Origin of the sequence: Xanthomonas hortorum (genome assembly GCF_011305375.1) — a bacterium.
In the GTDB taxonomy this organism is placed as follows: Bacteria; Pseudomonadota; Gammaproteobacteria; order Xanthomonadales; family Xanthomonadaceae; genus Xanthomonas; species Xanthomonas hortorum_E.
This window is the reverse complement of sequence record NZ_VCME01000001.1, coordinates 86,576-112,504: the sequence shown is the minus strand read 5'-3', so window position 1 is coordinate 112,504 and position 25,929 is coordinate 86,576. Positions and strand designations below refer to the sequence as shown.

14 protein-coding genes are annotated in these 25,929 nt (G+C 64.6%); 9 read left to right on the top strand and 5 right to left on the bottom strand.

Going from position 1 to position 25,929, the window contains the following annotated elements:
• Nucleotides 1-90: 90 nt before the first annotated feature.
• Nucleotides 91-1,842: an aspartate--tRNA ligase gene (aspS, locus tag FFY45_RS00395; protein ID WP_176338918.1), complete on the bottom strand. Its 1,752-nt coding sequence runs from the start codon at nt 1,840-1,842 to the stop codon at nt 91-93.
• A 157-nt stretch (nt 1,843-1,999) separates the two neighbouring features.
• Here aspS and FFY45_RS00390 point away from each other — a divergent pair, with 157 nt between their 5' ends.
• Nucleotides 2,000-2,770 carry a DUF3011 domain-containing protein gene (locus FFY45_RS00390; RefSeq protein ID WP_176338917.1) on the top strand — a complete coding sequence of 257 codons (771 nt, stop codon included), beginning with the start codon at nt 2,000-2,002 and terminating at the stop codon, nt 2,768-2,770.
• Nucleotides 2,771-2,981: 211 nt separating this feature from the next.
• Here the strand turns inward: FFY45_RS00390 and FFY45_RS00385 are convergent, their stop codons facing one another.
• The gene (locus FFY45_RS00385) at nt 2,982-3,596 is read right to left on the bottom strand and encodes a hypothetical protein (protein WP_439333501.1); all 615 of its coding nucleotides are present in this window, start codon (nt 3,594-3,596) and stop codon (nt 2,982-2,984) included.
• Nucleotides 3,597-3,688: 92 nt separating this feature from the next.
• Nucleotides 3,689-3,991, bottom strand: a complete 303-nt coding sequence (locus FFY45_RS00380; protein WP_006451727.1) for an FmdB family zinc ribbon protein — start codon at nt 3,989-3,991, stop codon at nt 3,689-3,691.
• 456 nt (nt 3,992-4,447) lie between these two features.
• On the opposite strand from FFY45_RS00380, the gene FFY45_RS00375 reads away from it, so the two are divergent.
• The 3 genes from FFY45_RS00375 to FFY45_RS00365 all read left to right on the top strand — a co-directional run bounded on the left by FFY45_RS00375 (nt 4,448) and on the right by FFY45_RS00365 (nt 11,189).
• Nucleotides 4,448-5,692, top strand: coding sequence for an MFS transporter (locus tag FFY45_RS00375; protein ID WP_176338916.1), 1,245 nt, complete (start codon nt 4,448-4,450; stop codon nt 5,690-5,692).
• A gap of 713 nt (nt 5,693-6,405) precedes the next feature.
• On the top strand, nt 6,406-8,817 hold the full coding sequence (locus tag FFY45_RS00370) for a TonB-dependent receptor domain-containing protein (protein ID WP_176338915.1): 2,412 nt from the start codon (nt 6,406-6,408) through the stop codon (nt 8,815-8,817).
• Between the two features lie 227 nt (nt 8,818-9,044).
• A complete protein-coding gene (locus FFY45_RS00365; RefSeq protein WP_176338914.1) occupies nt 9,045-11,189 on the top strand; it encodes a phosphocholine-specific phospholipase C in 2,145 nt (714 codons plus the stop codon).
• A gap of 787 nt (nt 11,190-11,976) precedes the next feature.
• On the opposite strand, the gene bla is transcribed toward FFY45_RS00365, so the two are convergent.
• Entirely contained in the window at nt 11,977-12,870 is an 894-nt protein-coding gene (bla, locus tag FFY45_RS00360) for a class A beta-lactamase (RefSeq protein ID WP_176338913.1), read from the bottom strand.
• A 100-nt stretch (nt 12,871-12,970) separates the two neighbouring features.
• On the opposite strand from bla, the gene ampR reads away from it, so the two are divergent.
• Together ampR and FFY45_RS00350 are read left to right on the top strand one after the other, a co-directional pair.
• Nucleotides 12,971-13,840: a LysR family transcriptional regulator AmpR gene (gene ampR / locus FFY45_RS00355; protein ID WP_176338912.1), complete on the top strand. Its 870-nt coding sequence runs from the start codon at nt 12,971-12,973 to the stop codon at nt 13,838-13,840.
• Between the two features lie 177 nt (nt 13,841-14,017).
• The gene (locus tag FFY45_RS00350) at nt 14,018-15,295 is read left to right on the top strand and encodes a lytic murein transglycosylase (protein ID WP_176338911.1); all 1,278 of its coding nucleotides are present in this window, start codon (nt 14,018-14,020) and stop codon (nt 15,293-15,295) included.
• Between the two features lie 183 nt (nt 15,296-15,478).
• On the opposite strand, the gene FFY45_RS00345 is transcribed toward FFY45_RS00350, so the two are convergent.
• Nucleotides 15,479-17,341 (bottom strand): ABC-F family ATP-binding cassette domain-containing protein, encoded by a 1,863-nt coding sequence (locus tag FFY45_RS00345; protein ID WP_176338910.1) that lies wholly within the window; start codon nt 17,339-17,341, stop codon nt 15,479-15,481.
• Nucleotides 17,342-17,526: 185 nt separating this feature from the next.
• Here FFY45_RS00345 and FFY45_RS00340 point away from each other — a divergent pair, with 185 nt between their 5' ends.
• From FFY45_RS00340 to FFY45_RS00330, 3 genes are all read left to right on the top strand, one after another.
• Complete coding sequence (locus FFY45_RS00340) at nt 17,527-19,926, top strand: TonB-dependent receptor plug domain-containing protein (RefSeq protein ID WP_176338909.1); 2,400 nt, start codon at nt 17,527-17,529, stop codon at nt 19,924-19,926.
• Nucleotides 19,927-20,437: 511 nt separating this feature from the next.
• Complete coding sequence (locus tag FFY45_RS00335; protein WP_176338908.1) at nt 20,438-22,825, top strand: TonB-dependent receptor plug domain-containing protein; 2,388 nt, start codon at nt 20,438-20,440, stop codon at nt 22,823-22,825.
• A 338-nt stretch (nt 22,826-23,163) separates the two neighbouring features.
• Nucleotides 23,164-25,563, top strand: coding sequence for a TonB-dependent receptor plug domain-containing protein (locus FFY45_RS00330; protein WP_176338907.1), 2,400 nt, complete (start codon nt 23,164-23,166; stop codon nt 25,561-25,563).
• Nucleotides 25,564-25,929: the final 366 nt, after the last annotated feature.

Genomic DNA, 25,929 nt, shown 5'->3' with positions numbered 1-25,929 from the left:
TAACGGTTCCACCAAAGCGCGCAGCGCTGGCTGCGCTGGGCGCCTTGTACAAATGACCACGCACACGGCATGGCCATCTGCTAGCGCAGGTCAGACCTGCTTCGGCCGCACCTGCACGTGCACTTCGGCCAGCTGCTCGGCCGGAATCGGCGACGGGGCGTCGGTCATCAGATCCTGCGCGCCAGTGGTCTTGGGGAACGGGATCACGTCGCGGATCGATTCGGTGCCGGCCATCAATGCAGCGATGCGGTCGATGCCGAAGGCGATGCCGCCGTGCGGCGGTGCGCCGTAGTTCAAGGCATCCAGCAGGAAGCCGAACTTGGCGCGCGCTTCTTCTGCACCGATGCCCAGCAGCTCGAACACCGCGCTCTGCATGTCCGGGCGGTGGATACGGATCGAGCCGCCGCCGATCTCGTTGCCGTTGAGCACCATGTCGTAACCGCGCGACACCGCCGTGCGGGCGTTGGCGCGCAGGTCGGCGATGTCGTCCACGGCCGGCGCGGTGAAGGGGTGATGCAGGGCGACGTAGCGCTGCGCCTCCTCGTCCCATTCGAACATCGGGAAGTCGGTGACCCACAGCGGTGCCCAGGTGTCGGCGACCAGCTTGAAATCCTTGCCGGCCTTCAGGCGCAATGCACCCATGAAATCGGACACGGTGTTATAGCCGCCTGCACCGAAGAACACGATGTCGCCGTTGCCGGCACCGACGTGCGCGAGTAGCGCAGCAAACGCCTCTTCGGAGAAGAACTTGGCGATCGGCGAGCTGACTTCGCCGGTTTCCGACAGCTTGATGTAGGCCAGGCCCTTGGCGCCGTACTTGGCGGCGTGCGCGGCGTACTCGTCGATCTGCTTGCGCGACAGCGCGGCACCGCCGGGGATACGCAGCGCGGCCACACGGCCGTCGGCATCGTTGGCGGCGGCGGTGAATACCGGGAATTCACTGGACTTGACCAGCTCGGCCACATCGACCAATTCCAGCGCGATGCGCAGGTCCGGCTTGTCCGAGCCGTAGCGACGCATCGCCTCGGCCCAGGTCATGCGCGGGAACTGCACTGCCAGCTCGACATCCACCACTTCCTTGAAGATGGCGCGGATCATGTCTTCGACAAAATCCTGCACGTCGCGCTCGCGTACGAAGGCGAACTCCATGTCGAGCTGGGTGAATTCCAGCTGGCGATCGGCGCGCAGCGCTTCGTCGCGGAAGCAGCGCGCGATCTGGTAGTAACGGTCGAAGCCGGCCACCATCAGGATCTGCTTGAACAGCTGCGGGCTCTGCGGCAAGGCGTAGAACTCGCCCGGATGCATGCGCGCCGGCACCAGGAAGTCGCGTGCGCCTTCCGGGGTGGCCTTGGTCAGAATCGGGGTTTCGATGTCCTGGAAATCGCGCGCATCCAGATGCCGGCGCAGCGCCTGCACCAGCTTGATGCGGGTGCGCTGCATGCGCTGCATTTCCGGACGACGCAGGTCCAGATAGCGGTACTTCAGGCGGGTTTCTTCGCCCGGGTTCTCATGCGCATGGAACGGCAGCGGCGCGGCCTTGTTGAGGATGGTGATACGCGTGGCGATCACTTCGACCTTGCCGCTGCGCAGCTTGTCGTTGACCGCATGCCGCGCACGCACCACGCCTTCGACCTGCAGCACGTCTTCGTAGCCCAGGCTGGCGGCCACCGGGAACACCTCGGCGTTCTCCGGTTCCACCGTCACCTGCACGATGCCTTCGTGGTCGCGCAGGTCGATGAAGCACACGCCGCCCAGGTTGCGGGCCACGTCGGTCCAGCCGGCGAGAGTGACGGTTTGGCCGATCATGGTCTCGTCGACCAGGCCGCAGAAGTGGGTACGCATCGAAAGCTCCGCTGAAAACCCGACGCAGGACAGCGCCGGAGAGCCGGATATTCTGGGGCCGGCGAGCGGCAGGAGCAAATGCGCGGGCGCTCATGGTCGCTTAAGTCAGCGCCCGGCTGAATAGGCGCAACGCCCCTCCCGCACCAAGGACGACACGATGCTGCGCACTGCCCTGCTGCTCTCCGGCTTCGGCCTGATCTCCCTGACCGGCCTGCTCACCAGCATTCCAGCCGCGGCGCAGGACCGCGGCTGGAACGGCCCCAGCATCACCTGCTCAAGCAACGACAACCGCCGCCGCGAGTGCGATACGCCGTTCCGCGGCCGCGCGGTGCTGGTCGAAAACATCTCCGGCACGCGCTGCATCGAAGGCCGCAACTGGGGCAGCGACCGCGGCCGCGTGTGGGTGGACAACGGCTGCCGCGCGCGCTTTGTCGATGGCCGCAGCGGGGGCGGCGGCTGGGGCGGCAACAACGGCGGCGCTGGCGGGGTCGCAGGCACGGTGCGCTGCGAGAGCAACGACCAGCGCCAAAAGATCTGCGATACCGGTTGGCGCCGCGCCATGCTGGTGCGCCAGCTCTCCAACACGCCCTGCGTGGAAGGCCGCAACTGGCGCCAGGACGGGGGCCGGATCTGGGTGGACGACGGCTGCCGGGGCGAGTTTGCGCAAGCGCGCGGCGGCGGTTGGGACCGTGGCGATGGCGGCTACGGTGGCCGCGACGACCGCCCGCGTAACGATTACGCCATCACCTGCAGCAGCGACGACCGCCGCCTGCGCACCTGCGCCTGGGATGGCCGCTACGGCCGTCCGGTGCTGACCCGCCAGTTGTCCGACACCCGCTGCGAAGAGGGCCGCAGCTGGGGCTACGACGAGCGCCGCGCGACGGTGTGGGTGAATGACGGTTGCCGGGCGCGGTTTGAGGCGCGTTGAGGGATCGCGCGTTGAAGCAATGCGTGCGCGGGCCGGTCCTGGATGGGTTCGGGATCGGCCTGCGCGCCCCACCTGTCATCGATCGATTGGCAGATGACACGCGTTCCCGGGGAGAGAGTGCGCTACTGCGACGCTGTTTGATCAGGTCTCCAGCTGGAGACGCGCGTCCTGGGACCGCAGACGATGCCGACTGCCCGGCCAATCGACCGGCTCAACTTCCCCAAGGCGCGGGCGGCAAAGCAACCGGCTGGGTGAGATCGAATTCGACCCGGAACAGCCGGCCGCCTTGGCGGCTCAGTTCGTAGACGACGCGGCGGCCGGGCTGGATTTCCATCGCCCAGGTATTACTCAGCGAAGCGGTCGAGCCAAGGCGTTTGAATAGCGCGATGGATTCGGCATCGACCGGGAATTCCTGCCGGTTCGCGCTGCCTGCATCGATGGTAGCGCCGCCGTATTGGGTCAATGCGTCCGCGCTGCCGTCGGCATGCCGATGATCGTGCTTGAGGCCCAAACCGCTGCTGGTGCGGGTCAGCACCCAGGTGCGCGAGTGGTCGTCGCCCACGTGGAACGGCACGCGCAGTTCGCGTGCAGGGTCGTCGCAGCCGCGCACATGCATCACCAGTGGCTTGCCGACAAAGGCGCTCGGGGCGGTGGATGCGGGCGTGTCGATAAGCACGCGGCCGGCGAAGGCTTGGCCGCAGTGCACAGCGAGCGCAGCCAGGAAGCGGTCGGCGGGTACGGCGCTCATCGGTGTGGGCGACGTCGCAGACGTGGACTTGGACCTGGAAGAAGTGGCGCATCCGGTCACGGCAGCGACCAGCATCAGCACGGCAAGCCCTGGAGTGGCCAACGAAACGCGGTGAGCGAGCGCTGTTCTCAGCGACGCGCCGCTCTCCGGCCTGCGCGTGCGGCCGTGGATCATGCCGGATCGGATGCTGGCTTGGACGCAGGCTTGGCGGCGGGTTTGCTCTCGGCGGCTGCGGCCGGCTTGGCTTCGCCACCGCTGCTGCTCTCGGTGAGGTTTTTCTTCTTCTCGCCTGCCGACTTGAAGTCGGTTTCGTACCAGCCGCTACCGGACAGACGGAACGAGGGCGCGGTGATCTGGCGCTTGATCGTGGCCGCCGCGCAGGCCGGGCAGGTCTGCGGATCGGGGTCGGCCATCTTCTGCAGGCGGTCGAAGGCGTGACCGCAGGTGGTGCACTGGAAACCGTAGATGGGCATGGCAGGATCAGCTGATGATGATGCAGGGGCGCAGATTCTAGTCGTATGCGGGCAAGCAGGTGCAGCAACCGTCTGCGCGGCGGGCACGCGGGAGCTTGTTGCGGGCAACAAGCATCGATCAATCGTCGCTTTGTCACACCTGCACGCCGACGGCACACGTTCAACGCCGCGGTTGCCGCCTGCAGATGCAAACGCCAACTGCGCATGCCGACGTCTCGAGCAAACGTGACGAGTCGTTGTCAGGTCAGCGAAATTGCGCGGAAGACAGCGTTCGTCCTGCAGCGCGCAGACAACCGGCACGTTGCGCCGACTTGACGACTACCAGCGACTGTCGGGAGTCGCAGAGGAGCCACTTGAATCAGCCTGCCACACACGTTTCGATCAAGCCGCCACACAGCGGCCTGCTACACTCGAACACGTGATCGACGCGCCTTTTCCCCCACAAGAGCCGCATCCATGTTGCGACTGACCGCCTTATTGCTGGGCGTGGCCCTGTTGCTGACCGGCAGCGGGCTGCTCGGCACCTTGCTTGCCGTGCGCGGTGGTCAAGCCGGCTTTGATGCGCGTGCGCTGGGCCTGATCATGTCCGGGTATTTTGCCGGCTTCTTTCTCGGCACCTTCTTCGCGCCGCCACTGATTCGCCGCATCGGGCATATCCGTGCGTTTGCTTTTTATGCGGCATTGGCCGCCATTGCAGTGCTGCTGCATCCGATCTGGTTGAACGCCTGGGGCTGGGGATTGCTGCGATTGGTCACCGGCGCGGCCCTGGTCGGCCTGTACACGGTGATCGAAAGCTGGCTCAACGCCGAGCCGGATGCGCGCCGACGCAGCCGGGTGTTTTCGGTGTACATGGCGATCAATCTGTCCGCGTTGGCGCTGGGCCAGATCCTGCTCACGGCCGGCGATGCAACTGCGCCGGCGATGTTCACGCTGACGGCGATCCTGATTTGCGCGGCGGTCATGCCGGTGATGACCACGCGACTGATTCCGCCTGAGGTGCCGCACGTGTCGCGTTTGCGCCTGAAAACGCTCTACGCATTGGCGCCGGTGGCGACCATTGGCGCGGGGTTGTCGGGCTTGGCAATGGGCGCGTTCTGGGGCTTGTTGCCGGTGTACGCCAACCGCATCGGGCTGGATGCCGATGGCGTGGCGATGTTCATGCTCACCGCGATCATCGGCGGCGCGGTGTTGCAATGGCCGATCGGGCGCATCAGCGATGGCCATGACCGGCGCATCGGGCTGGTCACGGTGAGTGTGCTGGCGGCCGGCATTGCGATTGCCGCCGCGCTGCCGATGGTGCAGTCGCAGACCACCATGCTGTTCGTGTTGTTCTTCGTGTACGGCGGATTGGCATTCTCGCTGTATCCGTTTGCGGTGGCGCACATGCTCGATTATCTGCCGCGCGAAGATCTGCTCTCCGGCTGCAGCAGTTTGTTGCTGGTGCATGGCGTGGGCGCGGCGATCGGCCCGGCATTGGCCGGCGGCGCAATGCAGAAATTCGGGCCTGCGGCACTGCCGGTGTACTTTGCTGTGATGCTGCTGGCATTGGCCGGCTTCACGCTGGCGCGCTTGCTGCGCTTCACGCGCCGCCGCACCCATCCGATCTCCTTCCGCCCGATGCTGCGTACGACGCCATCGGCGCTGGAATTGATGCCGGAAACGCAGCAGACCGAAGCGGCGCCACGCACCCAAAATGGCTGACAGAACTAATACGCCTTGGTCTATTGCAGAGCGGATGATCAGGGAATTTGCTGCGGGGGCTGATCTGCGGCTTGGCTGCAGGGCCCTTGCCCGCCCACCATCGCGGGACACGCCGCCACTTACGCGGCATCCATGCCGCGTAAGGTCCCGCGACGGTGAGCGGGCAAGGACCAGTCGAGAGTGTCGGTGTGCATGGTGCAAGCAGTGCGTCGCGTGCCTCTAGCTCGCTAGCTCACATGTAGTTATGCGAGCAGCATTGGCAAGCCAAGGCAACTCGCGAGAAGGCCAGCCTTTTTAACCAGCTACCGACTAACTCTCTGGTGCGGTGTCCTTACCGATTGCGGGACCGTGTGGCGGCATGGATGCCGCCACCGAGCCTCCAGGGACGGATTCACGGCGTGTCCCGCAAGCGGTGAGGGCACCGCGCACTCGACTAGCCATGCCTTTGACCTAAGCCCTTGACTGCATCTACAACGGCGCAACGATTCCAAATTTATCGTCTTGGAGTGAATAGACCACGCTGCCGCACGACATTCGGGGTGTTTTGAAACCAACCTGACCTGGAATATCCAAACACCGCCAGATCGTCGTCGTCCTGGCGGTGAGGTTTTACCCATCTACCCGTGATCGCGGCCTCACCTGTAGCGCGGTCATCATCACGCAACGCAAGTGCGGGAGTCTTCGCAGACTCCCTCCCCGCTTGTTGGATTGCAATGGATTCGACGTCTTCATCGCGCATGCGCCATCCGGCCACGCTCGCGCTGCTGCTGGTTCCACTCACCCTGCCCGCCTACGCACAGCAGGTCCCGGATGGCGCCGCGTCTGGACCGGCCGCGGCCGAACCGACCAACGCTGGCGAACAGGTGTCTACGCTGGACCAGGTGCAGGTCGTGGGCCAGGCGATGACCTATTCCAAGACCACCGTCAGCAAGGAAATGCTGGACCGCCAGTTCGTGCTCGGCAGCGTCAACGATGCGCTCAACGAACTGCCTGGCGTGGTGGTGACCGAGGCCGATGCGTTCGGCTCGTCGGACTGGGGCACGCAGATCAGCATGCGCGGCTTTGTCAGCAATCGCGATACGCAGCAGATCGGCACCACGATCGACGGCGTGCCCAACGGCGGCTCGGCGTATGGCGGCGGCTCCAAGGCCAACCGCTTCATCGACATGCCGGATCTGGAAACGGTGGAAGTCAGCCAGGGCACCGCCGACATTGCCTCGCGCTCCAATGAGGCGCTGGGCGGCACCTTGAATTACCTCACCGGCGAGCCGCTGGAAACACAGCGCGTGCGCGTGATCGGCGGCATCGGCGACAACCAGGGGCGCAAGTATTACGCGCGCTACGACACCGGCGTGCTCGGCGGCAACACGCGCGCCTGGGTCAGCGGCTCGTCCGCGCGCAACGACGACTGGATCGACGGCAGCGGCCACACCAGCCGCGATCACCTGGCCGGCAAATTCGTCAGTACCTTGAGCAAGTGGACACTCAGCGGCTATCTGTCGTACGACGATGCCGACGAATCCGAATACACCAGCGTGACGCCCGAGCAGTTCGCGCGCGATCCCGAGCACGATCTGTTGACCGGCACGCTCACCGGCATTCCGTATCTGGACCAGAACTACCGCTCCGGCTCGCGCGCCTTGCGCAAGAATACGTTTGGCTATCTGCGCGGCGCCTTCGATGGGGGCAACGGCTTCAAGACCACGCTCACCAGCTACGCGCATCGCATGCAAGGCCGTGGCGACTGGATTCCGCCGTATCTGGTGGACGTGACCAACGACGGTGCGGGCGCGCCGGAATCCGAAGCGCGTGGCGGCAACACCGTGTATGCCGGCAGCGACCTGGGCAAGCTGTATTACCTCACTCCGGGCGGCGCAGCCGCGACGATGCTGGCCGGTTGCGCCGGTAGCGATGCGGTACCGGCCGAATCCAACCCGGCCTGCTATCCCGCAGGCTCGGTGCCGGTGCAGTCGTATCGCCACAGCCACTACGACAACCACCGTGCCGGCGCGATGGCGGATGTGGAATGGCGCGCGGATCTGGGCGCCATGGACAACACCGTGCGTGCCGGTGCGTGGCTGGAACGTTACGACCGTAGCGTCACCCGCGACTGGCATCGCCTGCTCAATGTGGGCACCAATATCAGCTTCGATCATCAGCCGTACTGGGTGCAGTTCAAGGACGCATACCAGACCGACGAGCAGATGTATTACGTGGAAGATGTGATGCGCTATGGCGCGTTTGCATGGCGGGTGGGCGTCAAGCAGTTCTTCGTCGACCAGACCCGCGACCGCCGCATCGGCGATGCGCAGCATGTTGAATCGGATTCGCATTCGGACCCGCTGCTGTCGGCCGGCCTGACCTGGACCACCCCGGTGCAAGGGTTGGAAGCGTTTGCCGGTTACTCGCAAAATTTCGCCGCGATTCCGTCCGGAGTGCTGGGCGAAACCGACCCGGTCGCGCTGAGCCGCGTGCAACCGGAAACCGCGGACAACGTCGAGCTCGGCCTGCGCATCAGCCGCTGGCCGTTGACCGGCAGCGTGACGCTGTACGACATCCGTTTCGATAACCGCATCGTGTATGTGCCGGCCAACTTCGTCACCGGCATCGACTATCTCGGCGAAACCGATGGCGTGTACGAAAACTTCGGCGGCGTGCATGCGCGCGGTGTGGAGGCAGCGCTGGGTTATGGCTGGGACAACGGCTGGCGCATCAACGGTGCCTACACCTATAACAAGGCCGATTACTTGGGTAGCGGCGATGCCGCGCGCGATGCTGCGCTGGAGATCACGCCCGGCGCGCAGGTGATCGGCCAACCGCGCAACACCTTGGTCCTGTCGGCCGACTGGCGCGGGCAGGCGTGGCGCTTTGGCGTCTCCGGGCGTTATCTGGGCAAGCGCTATCTGGATGCATCCAACCGCGCCGCACTCGACGGGGTGACCACCTTCGATGCGAACCTGGGCGTGGAACTGTCGCAGCTGACGTCGCAGCTGCAGGGCCTGCAACTGGCACTCAACGTCAGCAATCTCACCGACAAGCGTTATCTGGAAGGTGTGGACGGCAGCGACAGCGCGTTTATCGGCGCACCGCGCACGGTTGGTTTGACGTTGACGCTGGATCTCTAGCGTAGACGGCGCATTGCCGACCTGCGCGGGATGGTTTTTGCGACGTGCAGGGAGCGGGTCGGCTAAAGGCACGCCACCCGATCCGCTCCCTGCGTCGCCTCCTGCACAAGGGCAAAGGGACATGACCGGCAGTTTGCAGGCAGGCAAGAGAACACACACGCTGACGAGTTGGGTACGCTCGACCCGCTCCAGCGCAAACAGGATTGGCGCGCCAACCAGGTGACACGATGATCGATCTTCCCCGCCGCCGCGTGTTGCAGACCGGACTCGCCGGTGCCGCGGCCGCGTTATTGCCCAGCATCGCGCGCGCCGCGGCCATCGCGCCGGACCGTCGCAGCGGCACGTTGGAAGACCTGCAGCATGTGGTGATCCTGATGCAGGAAAACCGCGCCTTCGATCATTACTTCGGCGCGCTGCCCGGCGTGCGCGGGTTCGGCGATCGTTTTCCGATTCCTGCTCCACCACTGCCAGGTGTGCCTGCACGCACGGTGTGGCTGCAGCCCAGCGAAGATGGCAGCCAGTGGCTGACGCCGTTTGCGCTGGATACTGCGGCGCAGTTCGGCTTCATGCGCGTGCAAGGCACTCCGCATAGCTGGGTGGATGCGCAACGCGCCTGGGACCACGGCCGGCTCGGGCATTGGGCCGCCGCCAAGCACAATCACGCCCTGGGGTATTACGGGCGCGCGGATATTCCGTTTCAGTACGCGCTCGCCGATGCCTTCACCATTTGCGATGCGTACCACGCCTCGATCCAGACCGGCACCAACTCCAATCGCGTATTTTTGTGGAGCGGCGGCAACGACCCGCAGGCGCGCGCCGGTGGGCCGGTGATCGGTAACTCGCACGACAACTTCCCGGAGCTGGGCGGTTTCGCCGAGCCGTATCACTGGACGACATACGTCGAGCATCTTCAGAAAGCGGGTGTGTCCTGGCAGATCTATCAGGACATGCGCGACAACTTCACCGACAACCCGCTGGCGGGCTTTGCGCCGTTTCGGCAGGCGTTCAGTGCTGCGCCGGGGCATGATGCGCAACTGCGCGCGCGTGGCGTGAGCACGCGCGGTGTTGAGCAATTGCGTGCCGATGTGCTTGGCGGGCAACTGCCGTCGGTGAGTTTCATCATTGCCGATGCGGCCGGCAGCGAGCATCCGGATCCCTCCAGCCCTGCGCAAGGCGCGGCCTACACCGCACGCGTGCTGGATGCGCTGACCGCCGATCCGCAGGTATGGAGCCGCACCGCACTGCTGTTGATGTTCGACGAGAACGACGGCTTTTTCGATCACATGCCGCCGCCGGCGCCACCGTCGCCGGATCCGCGTGCGGCCGCCGGTTTTGCGGGTGCATCCAGCATTGCCACCGACGACGAATACCACCGTCAGCCAGCACCCGGCGAGCAAAAAGTGGATCTACCGGAACTGCGTGGCCGCCCCTATGGACTGGGCCCGCGTGTGCCGCTGTACGTGATCTCGCCATGGAGCCGCGGCGGCTGGGTGGATTCGCAGGTGTACGACCACACCTCGGTATTGCGCCTGCTGGAACGCCGCTTCGGCGTGCCGGCGCCGGAGATCACGCCATGGCGGCGTGCAGTCTGCGGCGATCTCACCACCGCATTCGATTTTAGTACCGCGGATGCGCGCCCGTTCGTCGCTGCATTGCCCGATGTCAGCGCCACTGCAGCGCGCGCGGCAGCGATGCGCGAGCACACGTTGCCGCCGCTGCCTGTTTCGTTGCAAGCGCCGCAGCAGCCATTCGGTGTACGGCGTTCGCGCGCAGTGCCGTATCGCCCGACTGTGCAACTGACTTATGTGCAGGAGCGCGGCGACGTGGTGCTGCGCATGTCCAACAACGGTGCTGCGGTCGTGCTGCACGTCTACGACCGCTACGACCTGGCGGCGATTCCGCGTCGCTACACGCTCGGCAACGGTGCCACGTTGGAAGGCAGCTGGAGCACCTACGACGGTCGCTACGATCTGTGGTTGCTCGGCCCCAATGGCTTCCATCGTCACTATCGCGGCGATCTCAGCGCTGCGCTACTGCTGGCCGATATTACGCAGGACGCCAACGATCCAGCCGCGTTGTCGCTCTTGCTGCACAATCCCGGCACCACCGCAGTGCAGGTGGCGTTGCAACCGGCGGCCTATGCGAATGCGCAGCCACGCGAGCAACTGACCGTGGCGCCGGGCAGCACGCAGCGACGCAGCTGGAAGGCCGCAGCAAGCGGCGGCTGGTACGACCTGTGGCTGGAGCAGGATGGTGCGCGTCAACGCCTGGCAGGTCGCGTCGAAACCGGCGCCGATAGCGTGAGCGATCCGGCGATGGGTGGGCCGGCGCAGTTGTATCAGACCGAATTGACCCATGCGCCAGGATCTTGAGTGATCGATGCTGCGGCTTGACTGGATAGGCCGGATTGGCCAGACCGTCGATGTCGAGATCCTCCACTGCGGCCATGGTCTCGTCGGCTGATGTCGACCCACAGGCTTTCGCGCACTTTGGGTATCGGCATCGCGCTTGATCAGGATTTAGAGCGGCTAACAAAACTACTTTACGCCAGTCCACTGCAGGCCGGCTGATCTGCTGCCTGGCTGCAGGGCCCTTGCCCGCCCACCATCGCAGGACACGCCGCAAGTACATCCATGTAGGCTCTTACGCGGCATCCATGCCGGGTACGGTCCGGTGGGGGGGCAAGGACCAGTCGAGATGGTCGGTGTGTATGGTTTTAAACAACGCAACCGATCAACTCTCTGGTGCGGTGTCCTCGCCGCTTGCGGGACCGTGTGGCGGCATGGATGCCGCCACCGAGCCCCCAGGGACGGGTTTACGGCGTGTCCCGCGAGCGGTGAGGGCACCGCGCATTCGACCCACTCAGCGTTTGATCTGGACTTTTGACTGCATCCACCAAGATGCGGCCGACAAAACCACTGCACTCACTTTCAGGCGCTCGCTCGCTAGGTTTTGTTAGCCGCTCTTAGTCACTGGCGTCGAAAAAACGCCCGCCGCGCTGCTTGCAGACATGGCCTCGAGGCGGAGTGCAGCAACTGCAGTCCGCTGCAGACACTGCGTCGACCTCCAACAGCCGACCACGCTGGTTCGCAGCTTGCAGAGCGGCAATTCGATCGCGCTGTGAAACGGGCCGCTCCAGAGCAACCCGCCGCGCACGCATCAAGCAGACACGTGGCTCGCCACTGCCTTTAACGCCGCATCGCGCGCATCGCTGTCGACGCTGGCGCCATTCAAGTACGTGGTGAGCAGCAGTGGTGCCCTGCCCTTCGGTGGCCAGAGGATGGCGATGTCGTTGCGGGTGTCGGTGCCGTTGCTGCCGGTCTTGTCGCCGATCTTCCAGCTGCGCGGCAGGCCCGCGCGCAGGCAGGTATCGCCGGTGCGGTTGTCGATCATCCAGTCGTTCAGTTGCTTGCGCGAGGAAGGTTGCAAGGCATCGCCGAGCAGCAGCGTGCGCAGCGTTAAAGCCATCGCGGCCGGGGTGGTGGTGTCGCGCGGGTCGTCCTGGGCGAACCGATTCATCTCCGGCTCGTGACGGTCGCTGCGGGTCTGGGTATCGCCGATGCCGCGCAGGAAAGCAGTCAGGCCTTGCGGATCGCCGACCAGCGGGAACAACAGGTTGGCGGCCGGGTTGTCGCTGTAGATCATCGTGGCCCGGCACAGCTCGGCCACGCTGAGCGAACCGCCGACATGGCGCTCGGTCACCGGCGCATGCGACAGCATGTCCGAGGCACGGATTTTGACCCGTTGCGCCAGCGTCAGCTTGCCCTGGTCCACCCGCTGTAATACTGCCGCAGCCAATACAAATTTGAAGGTACTGCACATCGGAAATCGCTCGTCTTCGCGCTGCCCGAAGTGCTTGCCGGTGGCGCTGTCGAGCAGGCCGATACCCAGGCGGCCACCGGTGCCACGTTCGATCTCGGCCCAGCGTGCCCGCAGCAGATCGCCCGTTGGCTCGTGCAATGTCGCCACACGGGAGAGCGGCCATGCGGATTTGGACGCCGCAAGCAACACACTCGCACCGGTCACGGACAGGAACTGCCGTCGGTTCAACATGGGGCCACCTCATTGGGAGAGCCCGCAGTATCGATGCAGGCGAAGCAGCCGACCATCGCGATGTTTCGATCCCAGGCATGAATTGAACTAATCTCTACGCATGCCCCGGCCCCGCCTCCCGCTCAATGCCCTGCGCGCCTTCGAGGCCGCTGCGCGTCATCAGAACCTGACCCGCGCGGCCGGCGAGCTGTGCGTGAGCCAGGCCGCACTCAGCCACCAGATCAAGGCACTTGAACAGCAGCTGGGCACCAACCTGTTCCACCGCCTGCCACGCGGCGTGGCGCTCACCGACGAGGGCGCGGCGTTGGCTCCGGTGCTGGGCGAGGCCTTCGACCGCATTGCTGCCACCCTGGAGCGCTTTGCCGATGGCCGCTATCGCGAGGTACTCAGCGTCGGCGTGGTGGGCACCTTCGCCACCGGCTGGTTGCTGCCGCGCGTGGATGCCTTTCATGCGGCGCATCCGGAGATCGAGCTGCGTCTGTCGACCCACAACAACCGCGTCGATCTGGCTGGCGAAGGGCTGGATCTAGCGATCCGTTTCGGCGATGGCGACTGGCACGGGCAGATCGCCCATGCGCTGATGGAGGCGCCGTTTGCACCGGTCTGCGCGCCGGCAATCGCGCGCGCGTTGCGCACGCCGGCCGATCTGGCACAGGTGCAATTGCTGCGCTCGTATCGACTGGACGAGTGGCCGCAGTGGTTTCGCGCGGCGGGTGCGACCGAGGTCGCAGCGCGCGGTGCGATGTTCGATTCGTCGCTGACATTGGCCAGCGCCGCGGCGGCAGGTGCCGGGGTGGCGTTGTTGCCGTTGCCGATGTTTCGCCAGGATCTGGATGCAGGGCGCCTGGTGTGCCCGTTCCCGATCAGGATCGACGCTGGACGCTATTGGCTGACCCATCTGCGTTCGCGGCCGGCCGGAGCCGCCGCGCTCAGCTTTCACCGCTGGCTAGCGCAAACCATTTCCGCATGAGCGGTCCAGTGGCGCCTGTTCCCTCTGGACCGGCGCAGAAGAATCGGCACGCCGACACATTCTCTGTTGGCCACTTGGTTTAGAGATGAAAGAAGTGATGAAAACGAATAGCTGCGATAGTTTTATTCCCGGAAACTGAGGGCTACGTTGGGCTCCCATCCCGCATCGGGCAGACCCATGATCACGCCTTCGCACCTTCTTCGTTTCTCGCTATGTATCGGCGCATGTGTTGCTGCCGCCAACGCAACAGCGCAAGCCACTGCCCCTGGAACAACCTCGCCTCCCGCAACGAACGCCGCTGCCCAGCAGGATCCCGCGCCCACGCCCAGCTTCGAACAATGGTTGGTCGACTTCCGCCAGCGTGCGCTTGCTGCCGGCATTGAAACAACCACGCTAGACACTGCATTCGCTGGCGTCACACCCGATCCATCGGTGCAGGCACTGGATCAGCAGCAGCCCGAATTCACCCGCTATCTCTGGGATTATCTCGACGACCGTGTCACACCGTCCGCCATCCAGGAAGGACAGCAACTGCTGATCAGCCAGCGCGCCCTCTTTCAAAAGTTGCAGCAGCAATACGGTGTGGATCCGGGCATCCTGACAGCCATCTGGAGCATGGAAAGCGAGTACGGCAAACAGATCGGCGACCGCTACGTGATCCGTTCGCTGGCGACGCTGGCGCATGAGGGTCGGCGCACCCGCTATGGCAATACGCAACTGCTTGCGGCGTTGCAGATCCTGCAGACGGAAAAAGGCGTCGATCGATCGCAGTTTGTGGGCTCATGGGCCGGCGCCATGGGACAGACGCAATTCATTCCCAGCACCTATCGCGACTACGCGGTCGACGACGATGGGGACCACAAACGCGATGTGTGGAATTCCAGTGCGGATGCGTTGGGCTCTGCCGCGAATTATCTCAAGCAGAGCAACTGGAGCAGCGCTGTTCCCTGGGGCCAGGAAGTGCATCTGTCAGCCGGCTTCGACTACGCGCAGGCCGACCTGACGATCAAGAAAACCGTTGCCCAATGGCTGCGCCAGGGTGTGGTGTGTGGCAGCAAGCCGATTGCGCCCGCACTGGCCCAGGAACAGGCATCGGTGCTTTTGCCCACAGGGTATCGCGGCCCGGCTTTCCTGGTGTTCGACAATTTCCGCAGCATTCTGCGTTACAACAATTCCACCGCCTATGCGCTGGCGGTCGGTCTGCTGGCCGATGGCTATGCGGGTGGAGCCGGGGTCGAGCAGCCCTGGCCCAAAGACGATCCGCCGCTTAATAGCGTGGCAGAGATCACCGAGCTGCAGCAGCGGCTTACCGACAAGGGATTCGACGTGGGCGGCGTCGACGGTGCGCTGGGGGCGCGAACTCGCCAGGGAATCCGTGCATTCCAGCGCAGCCAGCAGTTGCCGCAGGACGGTTATGCCAGCAGCGCTTTGCTAGCGCGGCTGCGGGCACGCTGATCGCGTCATCGCACCGCCAGGCCATACTGACCACCGGTCCGGCCCATGCTGCGGCTGCTCATGCAGCGAGGAGAAGCGCTTGGCGTTGCCAAACGCTGCACGCTCGCGCGGACTGCATGACCGCGCGACGAACTGGCTGGCAGGATCAGCCTGCGGGCATGGCTGCAGCCGCAGCACGCGCGATCAGGCGGCACCGTCGATCAGTTCCATCCACGCCGCTTCCGCGGCCGCCAATAACTGCGCGGTGGCCTCGCGATCGCGGCCCAGCACGGCCATCTTCTCGCTGTCGGGGTAGTTGGCCGGATTGGCCAGTTGCCGGTCCAGTTCCGCCAATGCCGCTTCCAGCTCGCCCACACGCTTTTCGGCGCTGGCCAGCTTGTGCGGATTGACGACCTTCTTCGGCGGCAGCGGTTTGGTCGGCGGTGGCGGGGTCGGGGCGACCTCGGCCAGCTTCTGCTTGGTGCCTTGCGCGGCCGGGCGACTGCGCAGCCAGGCGGCGTATTCGTCCAGGTCGCCGGCGAACGGTTCGACCACACCGTCGGCCACGCGCCAGAAGCTGTCGCAGACCAGGCCGATCAGATGGCGGTCATGCGAGACCATCACGATGGCGCCTTCGAAGTCGCTCAGCGCCTCGGCCAGCGCTTCGCGCATTTCCAGGTCCAAGTGGTTGGTCGGTTCGTCGAGCAGCAGCACGTTCGGCTGCTGCCAGGCGATCAGGGCCAACGCCAGACGCGCACGCTCGCCGCCGGAGAAACCATCCACCACTTCGAAGGCGCGGTCGCCGGCGAAGTTCCACTTGCCCAGGAAGTCGCGGAACGCCTGATTGGAGCCATCTGGCGACAGCTCGCGGAAGTGGTCCATCGGCGACTGGCCTTCGTGCAGCGACTCCACCGTGTGCTGGGCGAAGTAGCCAATGCGCAGATCCGGATGCGCGCTGCGCTCGCCAGACAACGGCTCCAACTCGCCCACCAAGGTCTTGACCAGCGTGGTCTTACCCGCACCGTTGGGACCGAGCAAGCCGATACGGTCACCCGCCTCCAACCCGAACCCGACGTCGTGCAGGATCACCGAATCCGCGCCGTAGCCGGCGTCCAGATGATTCAGCCTGATCAGCGAAAACGGCAGCCGATTCGGCTGTGCGAATTCGATGCGGAATTCGCGCTCGGCGCGCACCGCTTCGGTGCCGGCCATCTTGGCCAGCCGCTTCATGCGGCTCTGTGCCTGACTGGCCTTGCTGGCCTGCGCCTTGAAGCGGTCGATGAAGCTCTGCAAATGCGCGCGCTCGGCCTGGCCCTTTTCGTGCGCGATCTGCTGCTGGCGCAGGTGTTCGATGCGCTGGCGTTCGAAATCGGTATAGCCGCCGACGTACAGCTTGGCGGTGCCGCCGTGCAGATGCAGCGTATGCGTGGCCACGTTGTCGAGGAACTCGCGGTCATGCGAAATCAGCAGCAAGGTGCCCGGGTACTTGAGCAGCCATTGCTCCAGCCACAGCACCGCGTCCATGTCCAGATGGTTGGTCGGTTCGTCGAGCAGCAACAGGTCGCTGGGCATCATCAGCGCGCGCGCCAGATTCAGGCGCACGCGCCAGCCGCCGGAGAACGAAGACACCGCGCGGTGATGGGTCTCGGCCGGGAAGCCCAGGCCGTGCAGCAACTTGCCGGCGCGCGCTTCGGCGTCGTAGGCGCCAAGCTCGGCCATCTTCTGGTGCGCGTTGGCGACAGCTTCCCAGTCCTCGCGCGAGGTGGCCGCCGCCTCTTCCTGCAGGATGGCCGACACCTCGATGTCGCCACCGAGCACGAACGACAGCGCCGGATCGGGCAGCGAGGGGGTTTCCTGCGAGACGCTGGCGGTGCGCACCTTGCCGGGCAGGTCGACATCGCCCTTGTCCGCTTCCAGTTCGCCCTTCACCGCGGCGAACAGGCTCGACTTGCCGGTGCCATTACGGCCCACCACACCGACGCGGTAGCCGGCATGCATGGTCAGGTCGACGTTGGACAACAGCAGACGCTCGCCGCGTCGCATGGAGAAGTTGCGCAGGGAAATCATTGATGGACAGTCCGATAGAACGAAAAGGAATGAGCAGATGAGCAGCATTCCTGCGACGCCATTCTAGCGTTAACGAATAATTAGCGCCTTCAGGCTGGCCGCTGGCTTCATTCGCGATTGGCTTTTTGCGCCCAGACCCTGCCCAGTCTTGCTGGTCCTGCTTGGACCCATGTTTCGGAGTTGTCATGAATTACCCGTTGTCCACGCTCGCAGCCGCCGTCGTTGCGGCGCTGCTCGCCTCCCCCGCCCTCGCCCAGACCACCGCGCCGGCCACTGCCCCAGCTGATGCGCCCGCGAATACGCTCGATACGGTCATCGTCACCGGCACCCGCGTGTCCGACCGTACTGTGGCCGAATCGCAGTCGCCGATCGACATCATCAGCGCCGAATCGCTGCAGGCCACCGGCACCTCCGAACTGGCCACCGCGCTGGCGCGTGCGCTGCCCTCGCTGAACTTCCCGCGGCCGGCGTTGAGCGACGGCACTAGCGCGATCCGTCCTGCGCAGTTGCGCGGCCTGTCGCCGGACCAGGTACTGGTGCTGGTGAACGGCAAGCGCCGCCACACCTCTTCGCTGCTCAATCTCAACGGCACGATCGGGCGTGGCGCGGCAGCGGTGGATCTGAACACCATTCCGGTCGCCGCCATCGCGCGCGTGGAAGTACTGCGTGACGGCGCCTCGGCGCAATACGGCTCCGATGCCATCGCCGGCGTGATCAACATCGTGCTCAAGGGCGCTGAAAAGGGCGGCAGCCTGCAGGCCGGTTTCGGCCAGTACTCGGCCGGCGACGGCAGCAACTACGAGCTGTCCGGCGATACCGGCGTGGCTTACGGCGGCGATCGCGGCTGGCTGCATGTGGCGGCCCAGCTCAATCAGCAGGACCCCACCGACCGTGCGCGTGGCTATGCCGGCGCACCCAGTGCTTCGCAGCCGGCCGTTGGCCAGAAGGCGTTCAAGATCGGCGACCCCGACGTCAACGCGCAGGCGGTGTCGGCCAATACCGAGTTGGCCTTCAGCGACAGCATCACCGGCTATGCGTTCGCCACCGCCAGTAACCGCGACATCACCTCGTTTGCGTTCTTCCGCGCGCCGGGCAGCACCACCCAGAACATCCTGTCGGTCTATCCGCAGGGCTTCCTGCCGGAAATCCAGACCTACGCCAAGGACCGCTCGCTGGTGGCCGGCGTGCGCGGCTCCACCGCCAGTGGCTGGGACTGGGATGCCAGCTACAACTACGGCTACAACAAGATCGATTTCCACACCCGCAACACGCTCAACGTGAGCCTGGGCCCGACCTCGCCGACCTCCTTCTACGATGGCGCGTTGGAGACCACGCAGAACATCGTCAACCTGGACGTCAAGCGCGGTTTCGACTGGGGCCTGGCGTATCCGGTGACGGTGGCCTTCGGTGCCGAATACCGCAACGAAAAGTGGAACCAGTCGCCGGGCGAAGTGGGCTCGTATTTCCAGGCCGGCACGCTGGCCGGCGGTGCACAGGGTTTCGGCGGATTCGCGCCGAGCGTGTCCGGGCAGTATTCGCGTGACAGCTACGCGCTGTACGCGGATCTGGAAGCCGATTTCACCGACAAGTTCTCCGCCGGTCTGGCCGGGCGCTACGAGGACTTCAACGATTTCGGTAGCCAGGCCTCGGGCAAGTTGTCCGGGCGCTATGCCTTCACCGACAAGATCGCGTTGCGCGGCACGGTGTCGTCCGGCTTCCGTGCGCCGTCGCTGGCGCAGCAGTATTTCCAGTCCACCAGCACCACCTTCCTGGCCGGCAATCCGAACCCGTTCGAGATCCGCACCTTCCCCGCCGACAGCACCGTGGCGCGTGCGCTGGGGTCTGAGCCGCTGGATGCGGAAACCTCGCTGTCCTACAGCCTGGGCCTGGTGTTGCAGCCGACCGATGCGCTCTACCTCACCGTGGATGCGTACCAGATCGATGTGGACGACCGCATCGTGCTCTCGTCCAACCTCACCGGCACTGCCGTGCGTAATCTGCTCGAATCGCAGGGCATCTTCGGCATCAACGGCGGGCGCTACTTCACCAATGCGGTGGACACACGCACGCGCGGTGTGGACGTGGTCGGCAGCTACCGCTGGCAGCTGGCCGCCAGCAGCGTGGACCTGACCGCCGGCTACAACTATTCGGAAACCGAAGTCCGCAACGTGGCGGCCAACCCGGCGGCGCTGTCGGCCAACGGACTGAGCCTGGAGCGCATCGACCGTACCGAACGTGGTCGCATCGAAGAAGGCTTCCCGCGCGACAAGTTCCTGATCAACGGCAGCTGGAATCTGGAGCACTGGACGTTGGCATTGGGTGCGACGCGCTACGGCAAATACAGCACCCGTCCGGCCGCGGCGATCAACGACCAGACCTTTGGCGCCAAGTGGGTGGTGGATGCCTCGGCCAGCTACAAGGTCGACCGCTGGACGCTGACGCTGGGTGCGGACAATCTGCTGGACGAATACCCGGACGAGAACAACTTCGCCAATTCCACCAGCGGGCAGTTTCCGTACAGCAATCTGTCGCCGTTCGGTTTCAACGGTGCGTACGTGTACGGGCGCATCAACTACCGTTGGTAAGTTCTGCGGCTGCACAGTTTGAGGTTTGACCACACGCCCCGGCCAGTCCGGGGCGTGTGCGTTTCAAGACATGGCAGCAGCGGTTGTTGCGTTGGCGAGTGCAACGACGTTGCTTCCAATCAACAGGCACGTAAGACATACCGCCACACATACGCGTGAGTCCGAGCGCGGCACCGGCGCGGCCGTCTCCGTTCTCCTGCGCAATACCGCACTCATGCGGGGTAAATCACGTTCTGATGCACAACTTTCATAACTGGTATCGATGTCCAAGATGGTGCAAGCAAGGCCGTGCCACAGCAGCTCTGGTGCAAGCAACGCATCACTTTGGTGCACGATGACAACGATGCCATTAGCACATCCTCAATGACGGTTGCACGCGCAACATAACCAAAATTTGACATGTGGTTACACGTGGTTAATGGTTGGGAACGCACCGCAGCTGCCGCAACGGACGCGGCCCGGGAGGGGGGCCCCTGCGATGCATCCGTTCCCCACTCGGAGTTGTCACCGCATGAATTGCAAGACCAGTCCACTCGCAGTTGCCGTTGTTCTTGCACTGTCGTTTTCCGCTTCAAGCGCATCCGCGCAGTCACAGGCTCCCACCCAGAAAACCCTCGATACCTTGATCGTGACCGGCACGCGCGTGGCCGATCGCACTGTGGCCGAATCGGCATCGCCGATCGACATCATCTCGCCGCAGGCATTGGAATCGACCGGCACCACCGAGCTGGCTACCGCGCTGTCACGCGCGATCCCCTCGTTGAATTTCCCGCGCCCGGCCATCTCCGACGGCTCGGACGCGGTGCGGCCGGCGCAGCTGCGCGGCCTGTCGCCCGATCAGGTACTGGTGCTGGTCAACGGCAAGCGTTACCACACCACCGCGCTGATCAATCTCAACGACACCCAGGGCCGCGGTTCGTCGCCGGCCGATCTCAATACCATTCCGATCGCTGCCGTAGAGCGCATCGAAGTGCTGCGCGACGGTGCGTCGGCGCAATACGGTTCGGACGCCATCGCCGGTGTGATCAACATCGTGCTCAAGGGCAGCGGCGAAGGCGGCAGCATCAGCGGCCGCTACGGCAAGTACAGCGCCGGCGACGGCGAGCAGTACCAGCTGTCCGGCGATGCAGGCTTCAGCTTCGCCGGCACCGGCAAGGTGCATCTGGCCGCGCAGGCCGGGCATTCGGATCAGACCAACCGCGCGCTGCCGTTCCAGGGCCGCGTGGAGCAGCGCTACGGCGACCCGGACATCGACCAGGGCGCAGTGTCGTTCAACGGCGAATACAGCCCCACTGATTACCTCACCTTCTACTCGTTCGGCATGGTCAGCCGTCGCGAAGTGCTGTCCAACGGTTACTTCCGCTTTGCCGGCGACAGCCGCAACCGCCCGGAAATCTATCCGGACGGCTTCCTGCCGCAGATCTACAACGTCAGCAAGGACGTGTCGTGGGTGGGCGGGTTGAAGACCTCCACCGAAGGCGGTTTGAACATCGATCTGAGCTACAACTACGGCCAGAACAATCTCACCTTCGATGTACGCAACAGTTTGAACAACAGCTTGGGGCTGGCCAGCCCCACCGACTTCCACGCAGGCACGCTGGAAGTCACCCAGAACGTGCTCAATGCCGACTTCACCAAGACGCTCGATTGGGGCCTGGCCTACCCGGTCACGCTGGCCTTCGGTGCGGAATGGCGCGGCGAGAAGTTCAACCAGTCGCCCGGCGATGCGGCATCCTCGGCCAATGGCGGCATTCCGTCGGCGGCCGGTACGCTGATCCCGGGCGCACAGGTATTTCCGGGCTTCAAGCTCTCCGATGCCGGTTACTACAACCGCAACAGCCACTCGGCCTACGTGGACCTGGAAGCGGATCTGACCGAAAAGCTGTCGGCCGGTCTGGCCGGGCGCTACGAGAAGTACAGCGACTTCGGCGACACCGCCACCGGCAAGCTGTCGTTGCGTTATGCCTTCACCGAGAAGGTCGCGTTGCGCGCCACCGCCTCCACCGGCTTCCGCGCGCCGTCGTTGCAGCAGCAGAACTTCCAGTCGATCGCCACGCAGTTCCTCAACGTGGCGCAGCCCAACGGCACGGTGACGGCGATTCCGTTCGAGATCGGCACCTTCCGTACCGACAATGCCGCTGCGATCGCACTCGGCGCCGAGCCGTTGAAGGCCGAGGAATCCAAGAACTACGGCCTGGGCTTGGTGTTGCAGCCGGTGGAAAATCTGTACGTCACCGTCGATGCGTACCGCATCGATATCGATGACCGCATCGTGCTGTCGGAGAACCTCACCTCGACCGCAGCGCGCAACTATCTGCAGGCCAATGGCTTCCCGGGCATCGGTGGCGGGCGTTACTTCACCAATGCCGTGGACACCAAGACCCAGGGCGTGGATGTGGTCGGCACCTATCGCTGGAATCTGGACGGCAGCAGCGTGGAGCTGACCTCCGGCTACAACTACAACAAGACCGAAGTGGAGAAGATCGCCGACAACCCGGCAGCGCTGGTGGCGATCGATCCGAACGCGGTGCGCATCGGCCGTGCCGAAATCGGTCGCATCACCGAAGGCACGCCGCGCGACAAGTTCTTCCTGGGCGGCACCTGGGCACCGGGCAACTGGTCGTTCACCGGCACCGCCACGCGCTGGGGCGAGTTCACCACCTTCGGCACCAACGCCGGCAGCGACCAGACCTACAGCGCCAAGTGGACGCTGGACCTGGCCGCGTCCTACAAGCTGGACAGCTGGAACTTCACCATCGGCGGCGACAACGTGCTCAACGAATATCCGGACCGTCAGCAGGCCGGCCTCGGCACGCGCACCTACCTGCCCTACAGCGGTTCCTCGCCGTTCGGCTTCAACGGTGCGCTGGTGTACGCCAACGTGAGCTACAAGTGGTAAAGCGCTGCGCGCTGGTCGGCAACGGCCAGCGCTTGTCCTACCTCGCAAAACGCACCACACACCACGCAGCGCTGGGGCGCTGCAGGTAACGCCGCAGCATCGCTCCCCTCTCGCATCGATGCGCGAGGGGGAGATCAACGCTCTTCTTCAGCAAGGATGCGCAACGCAGCAGCATGGCTGCGTCACCGGCCGACGTCATTGCTGCACACGCCGTCTCCGCCACGCGGAACACATCTGGCGCGCAAGCACGACGGGCCACGCAGTACGCAGTCGCACTCCCCCGAGCAACACGCGCATTTCCTTCCTGCGTCCTTCATCCCCTTTGAGCCTTCATTCCCATGCACACCTCCAACGCACTTTCGCTTGCGATTTCGGTCGCACTCACCGTCTGCACGTTCGCCGCCAGTGCGCAGTCGCAATCGACCCAGCCGCAGAAAACCCTGGATACCCTGATCGTCACCGGCACACGCGTGAGCGATCGTACGGTGGCCGAATCCGAGTCGCCGATCGACATCATCACCGAGCAATCGCTGCAGGCCACCGGCGCGACCGATATCGCCAGCGCGCTGGGCAAATTGCTGCCGTCGCTGAACTTCCCGCGCCCGGCGATCTCTGACGGCAACGATGCCGCGCGCCCGGCCACCCTGCGCGGCCTGTCGCCGGATGCGGTGCTGGTGCTGGTGGATGGCAAGCGCTATCACACCTCGTCGTTGATCAATTACAACCCGTACGTGGGCCGTGGTTCGGCACCGGCGGATTTGAACTCGCTGCCGATGTCGGCGATCGCGCGCATCGAAGTGCTGCGTGATGGCGCCTCGGCGCAATACGGCTCCGATGCGATCGCCGGTGTGGTCAACATCGTGCTCAAACATGGCGCCGATACCGGCAGCAATACCGTGTCGATCAACGGCGGCATCATGGACAAGGGCGATGGCGAGCAGAACGGCATCGACGGCTCGGTCGGCATGCCCTTCGGCGGCACCGGCGGCGATACGGCACCGGGCTGGGTGCGGCTGTCCTGGAACTACCAGAACACCATGAGCACCAACCGCGGCGAGAACACCAACCGCGCCACCACCGTGCCGGGCACGCCCAATCCGGGCGGTGTGCCGTATCAGCGCCATGGCGACCCGGCCTCCAACTTCTATCAGGGGCTGGCCGCGTTCGGCTATGAGTTCTCGCCGAACCTGGAGCTGTACGGTCACCTCAGCATGAGCCGCCGCGAGGTCACCTCCAACGGCTATTACCGCGCGGCCGACAACACCGCGCGCAATGTGCAGGCGATCTACCCGAATGGCTTCCTGCCGCAGATCTACAACCCCACCAACGATCGCTCGGCGGTGCTGGGCATCAAGGGCAGCACCGAAAGCGAGTGGAACTGGGACCTGTCGGCCGTGTACGGCAAGAACGACATGACCTTCAACATCCTCAACAGCATCAACACCAACCTGTTCTGGAGCACCGGCAGCTCGCCGACCAACTTCAATTCCGGCGGTTTCGAAACCGAGCAGGGCACGGTCAATCTGGACGTCAGCAAGACGTTCGACTGGGGCCTGGCGTATCCGGTCAATGTGGCCTTCGGCGCCGAGCATCGCCAGGACCGTTACCAGATCAGCGCCGGTTCGCCGGAGTCGTACTTCTTCGACCCCAATACCATCAACCCCGACACCGGCGCGCCCTATCCGGGCGGTGCACAGGTGTTCTCGGGGTTGGAGCCGTCGGTGGCCGGCAAGTTCGGCCGCCACAGCAATGCGGTCTACGCCAACCTGGAAGCGGACATCACCGACAAGCTCTCCGGCGGCATCGCCGGGCGCTATGAAAACTACAGCGACGCCGGCTCCACGCGCTCGGGCAAGTTGTCGGCGCGCTATGCCTTCAGCGATACCTTCTCGCTGCGCGGCACCATCTCCAACGGCTTCCGTGCACCGTCGCTGGCGCAGCAGAACTATGCCTCGGTGGTGACGCTGATCCAGGACGGCGAGCTGGTGCAGGTAGGTACCTATCGCACCTCCGATCCGGTTGCCGTGGCGCTGGGCGCACAACCGCTGAGCCCGGAAAAATCCACCAACTACGGTCTGGGCGGTGTGTGGCAGCCGACTGCCAACTTCACCTCCAGCCTGGACGTCTACCAGATCCGCATCTGGGACCAGATCCTGTATTCGGACCAGTTGCAGCTGGCGCAGCCGATCGGCCAGGTGGCGGCGGTGCAGTTCTTCGTCAACGGCGCCACCAGCCGTACCCGTGGCGTGGACTGGATCAACAGCTACCTGGCCGATCTGGGCAACTACGGCAAGCTCAATCTCAGTGCCAGCGCCAACTACAACAAGACCACCATCCTGGAGTTGACCAACCCCAACTTCGGCCGCGCCAGCCAGGGCCTGCTCACCGATGCCACGCCACGCACCAAGTACATGGCGGCAGCGGACTGGACCTTCGGCGGATTCGGGCTCAATTTCAACGCCACCCGCTACGGGTCGATCAAGCGCATCAGCGACCCGGTCGATGGCAGCCAGGATCAGACCTACGACGCGCGCTGGTTGTTGAATCTGGCCGCCAGCCAGACCTGGAACGCGTTTACCTTCACCGTGGGCGCGGACAACATCACCAACCAGTATCCGACCAAGGCGCAATTGAACACCGCCTACGACGACCGCGCCGGCGGCCTGCAGTATTCGTCGTTGTCGCCGTTCGGTTTCAACGGGCGCTACTGGTATGGCCGGGTTACCTACCGGTTCTGAGTAGCGACGCTTGATCGTAATTTGCTGATCGAAAGTTCCGATCAGTACATCTATCACGCAAACACCGCCGAGCGATCGGCGGTGTTTGTCGTTTTGGGCATCGCAACACGCGTGCAGCGGCTCTTAGCCATCTGCCACAATGATGTTTGTCCCGTTGAACTACTCCGTATCGATGGCACACAGTGCGTAGCCAAGAGCGGCCAACAAAAAGACTGCACTCACCGCCTGATAGGCACGGCCGGCAGTGCAGTTACCGCCAGCACACGACCAAGTTGGCAGGTGCGATGCCCTCACCGATTGCGGGACCTTACGCGGCATGGATGCCGCGTAAGGTCCCGCGACGGTGGGCGGGCAAGGACCCGCCGG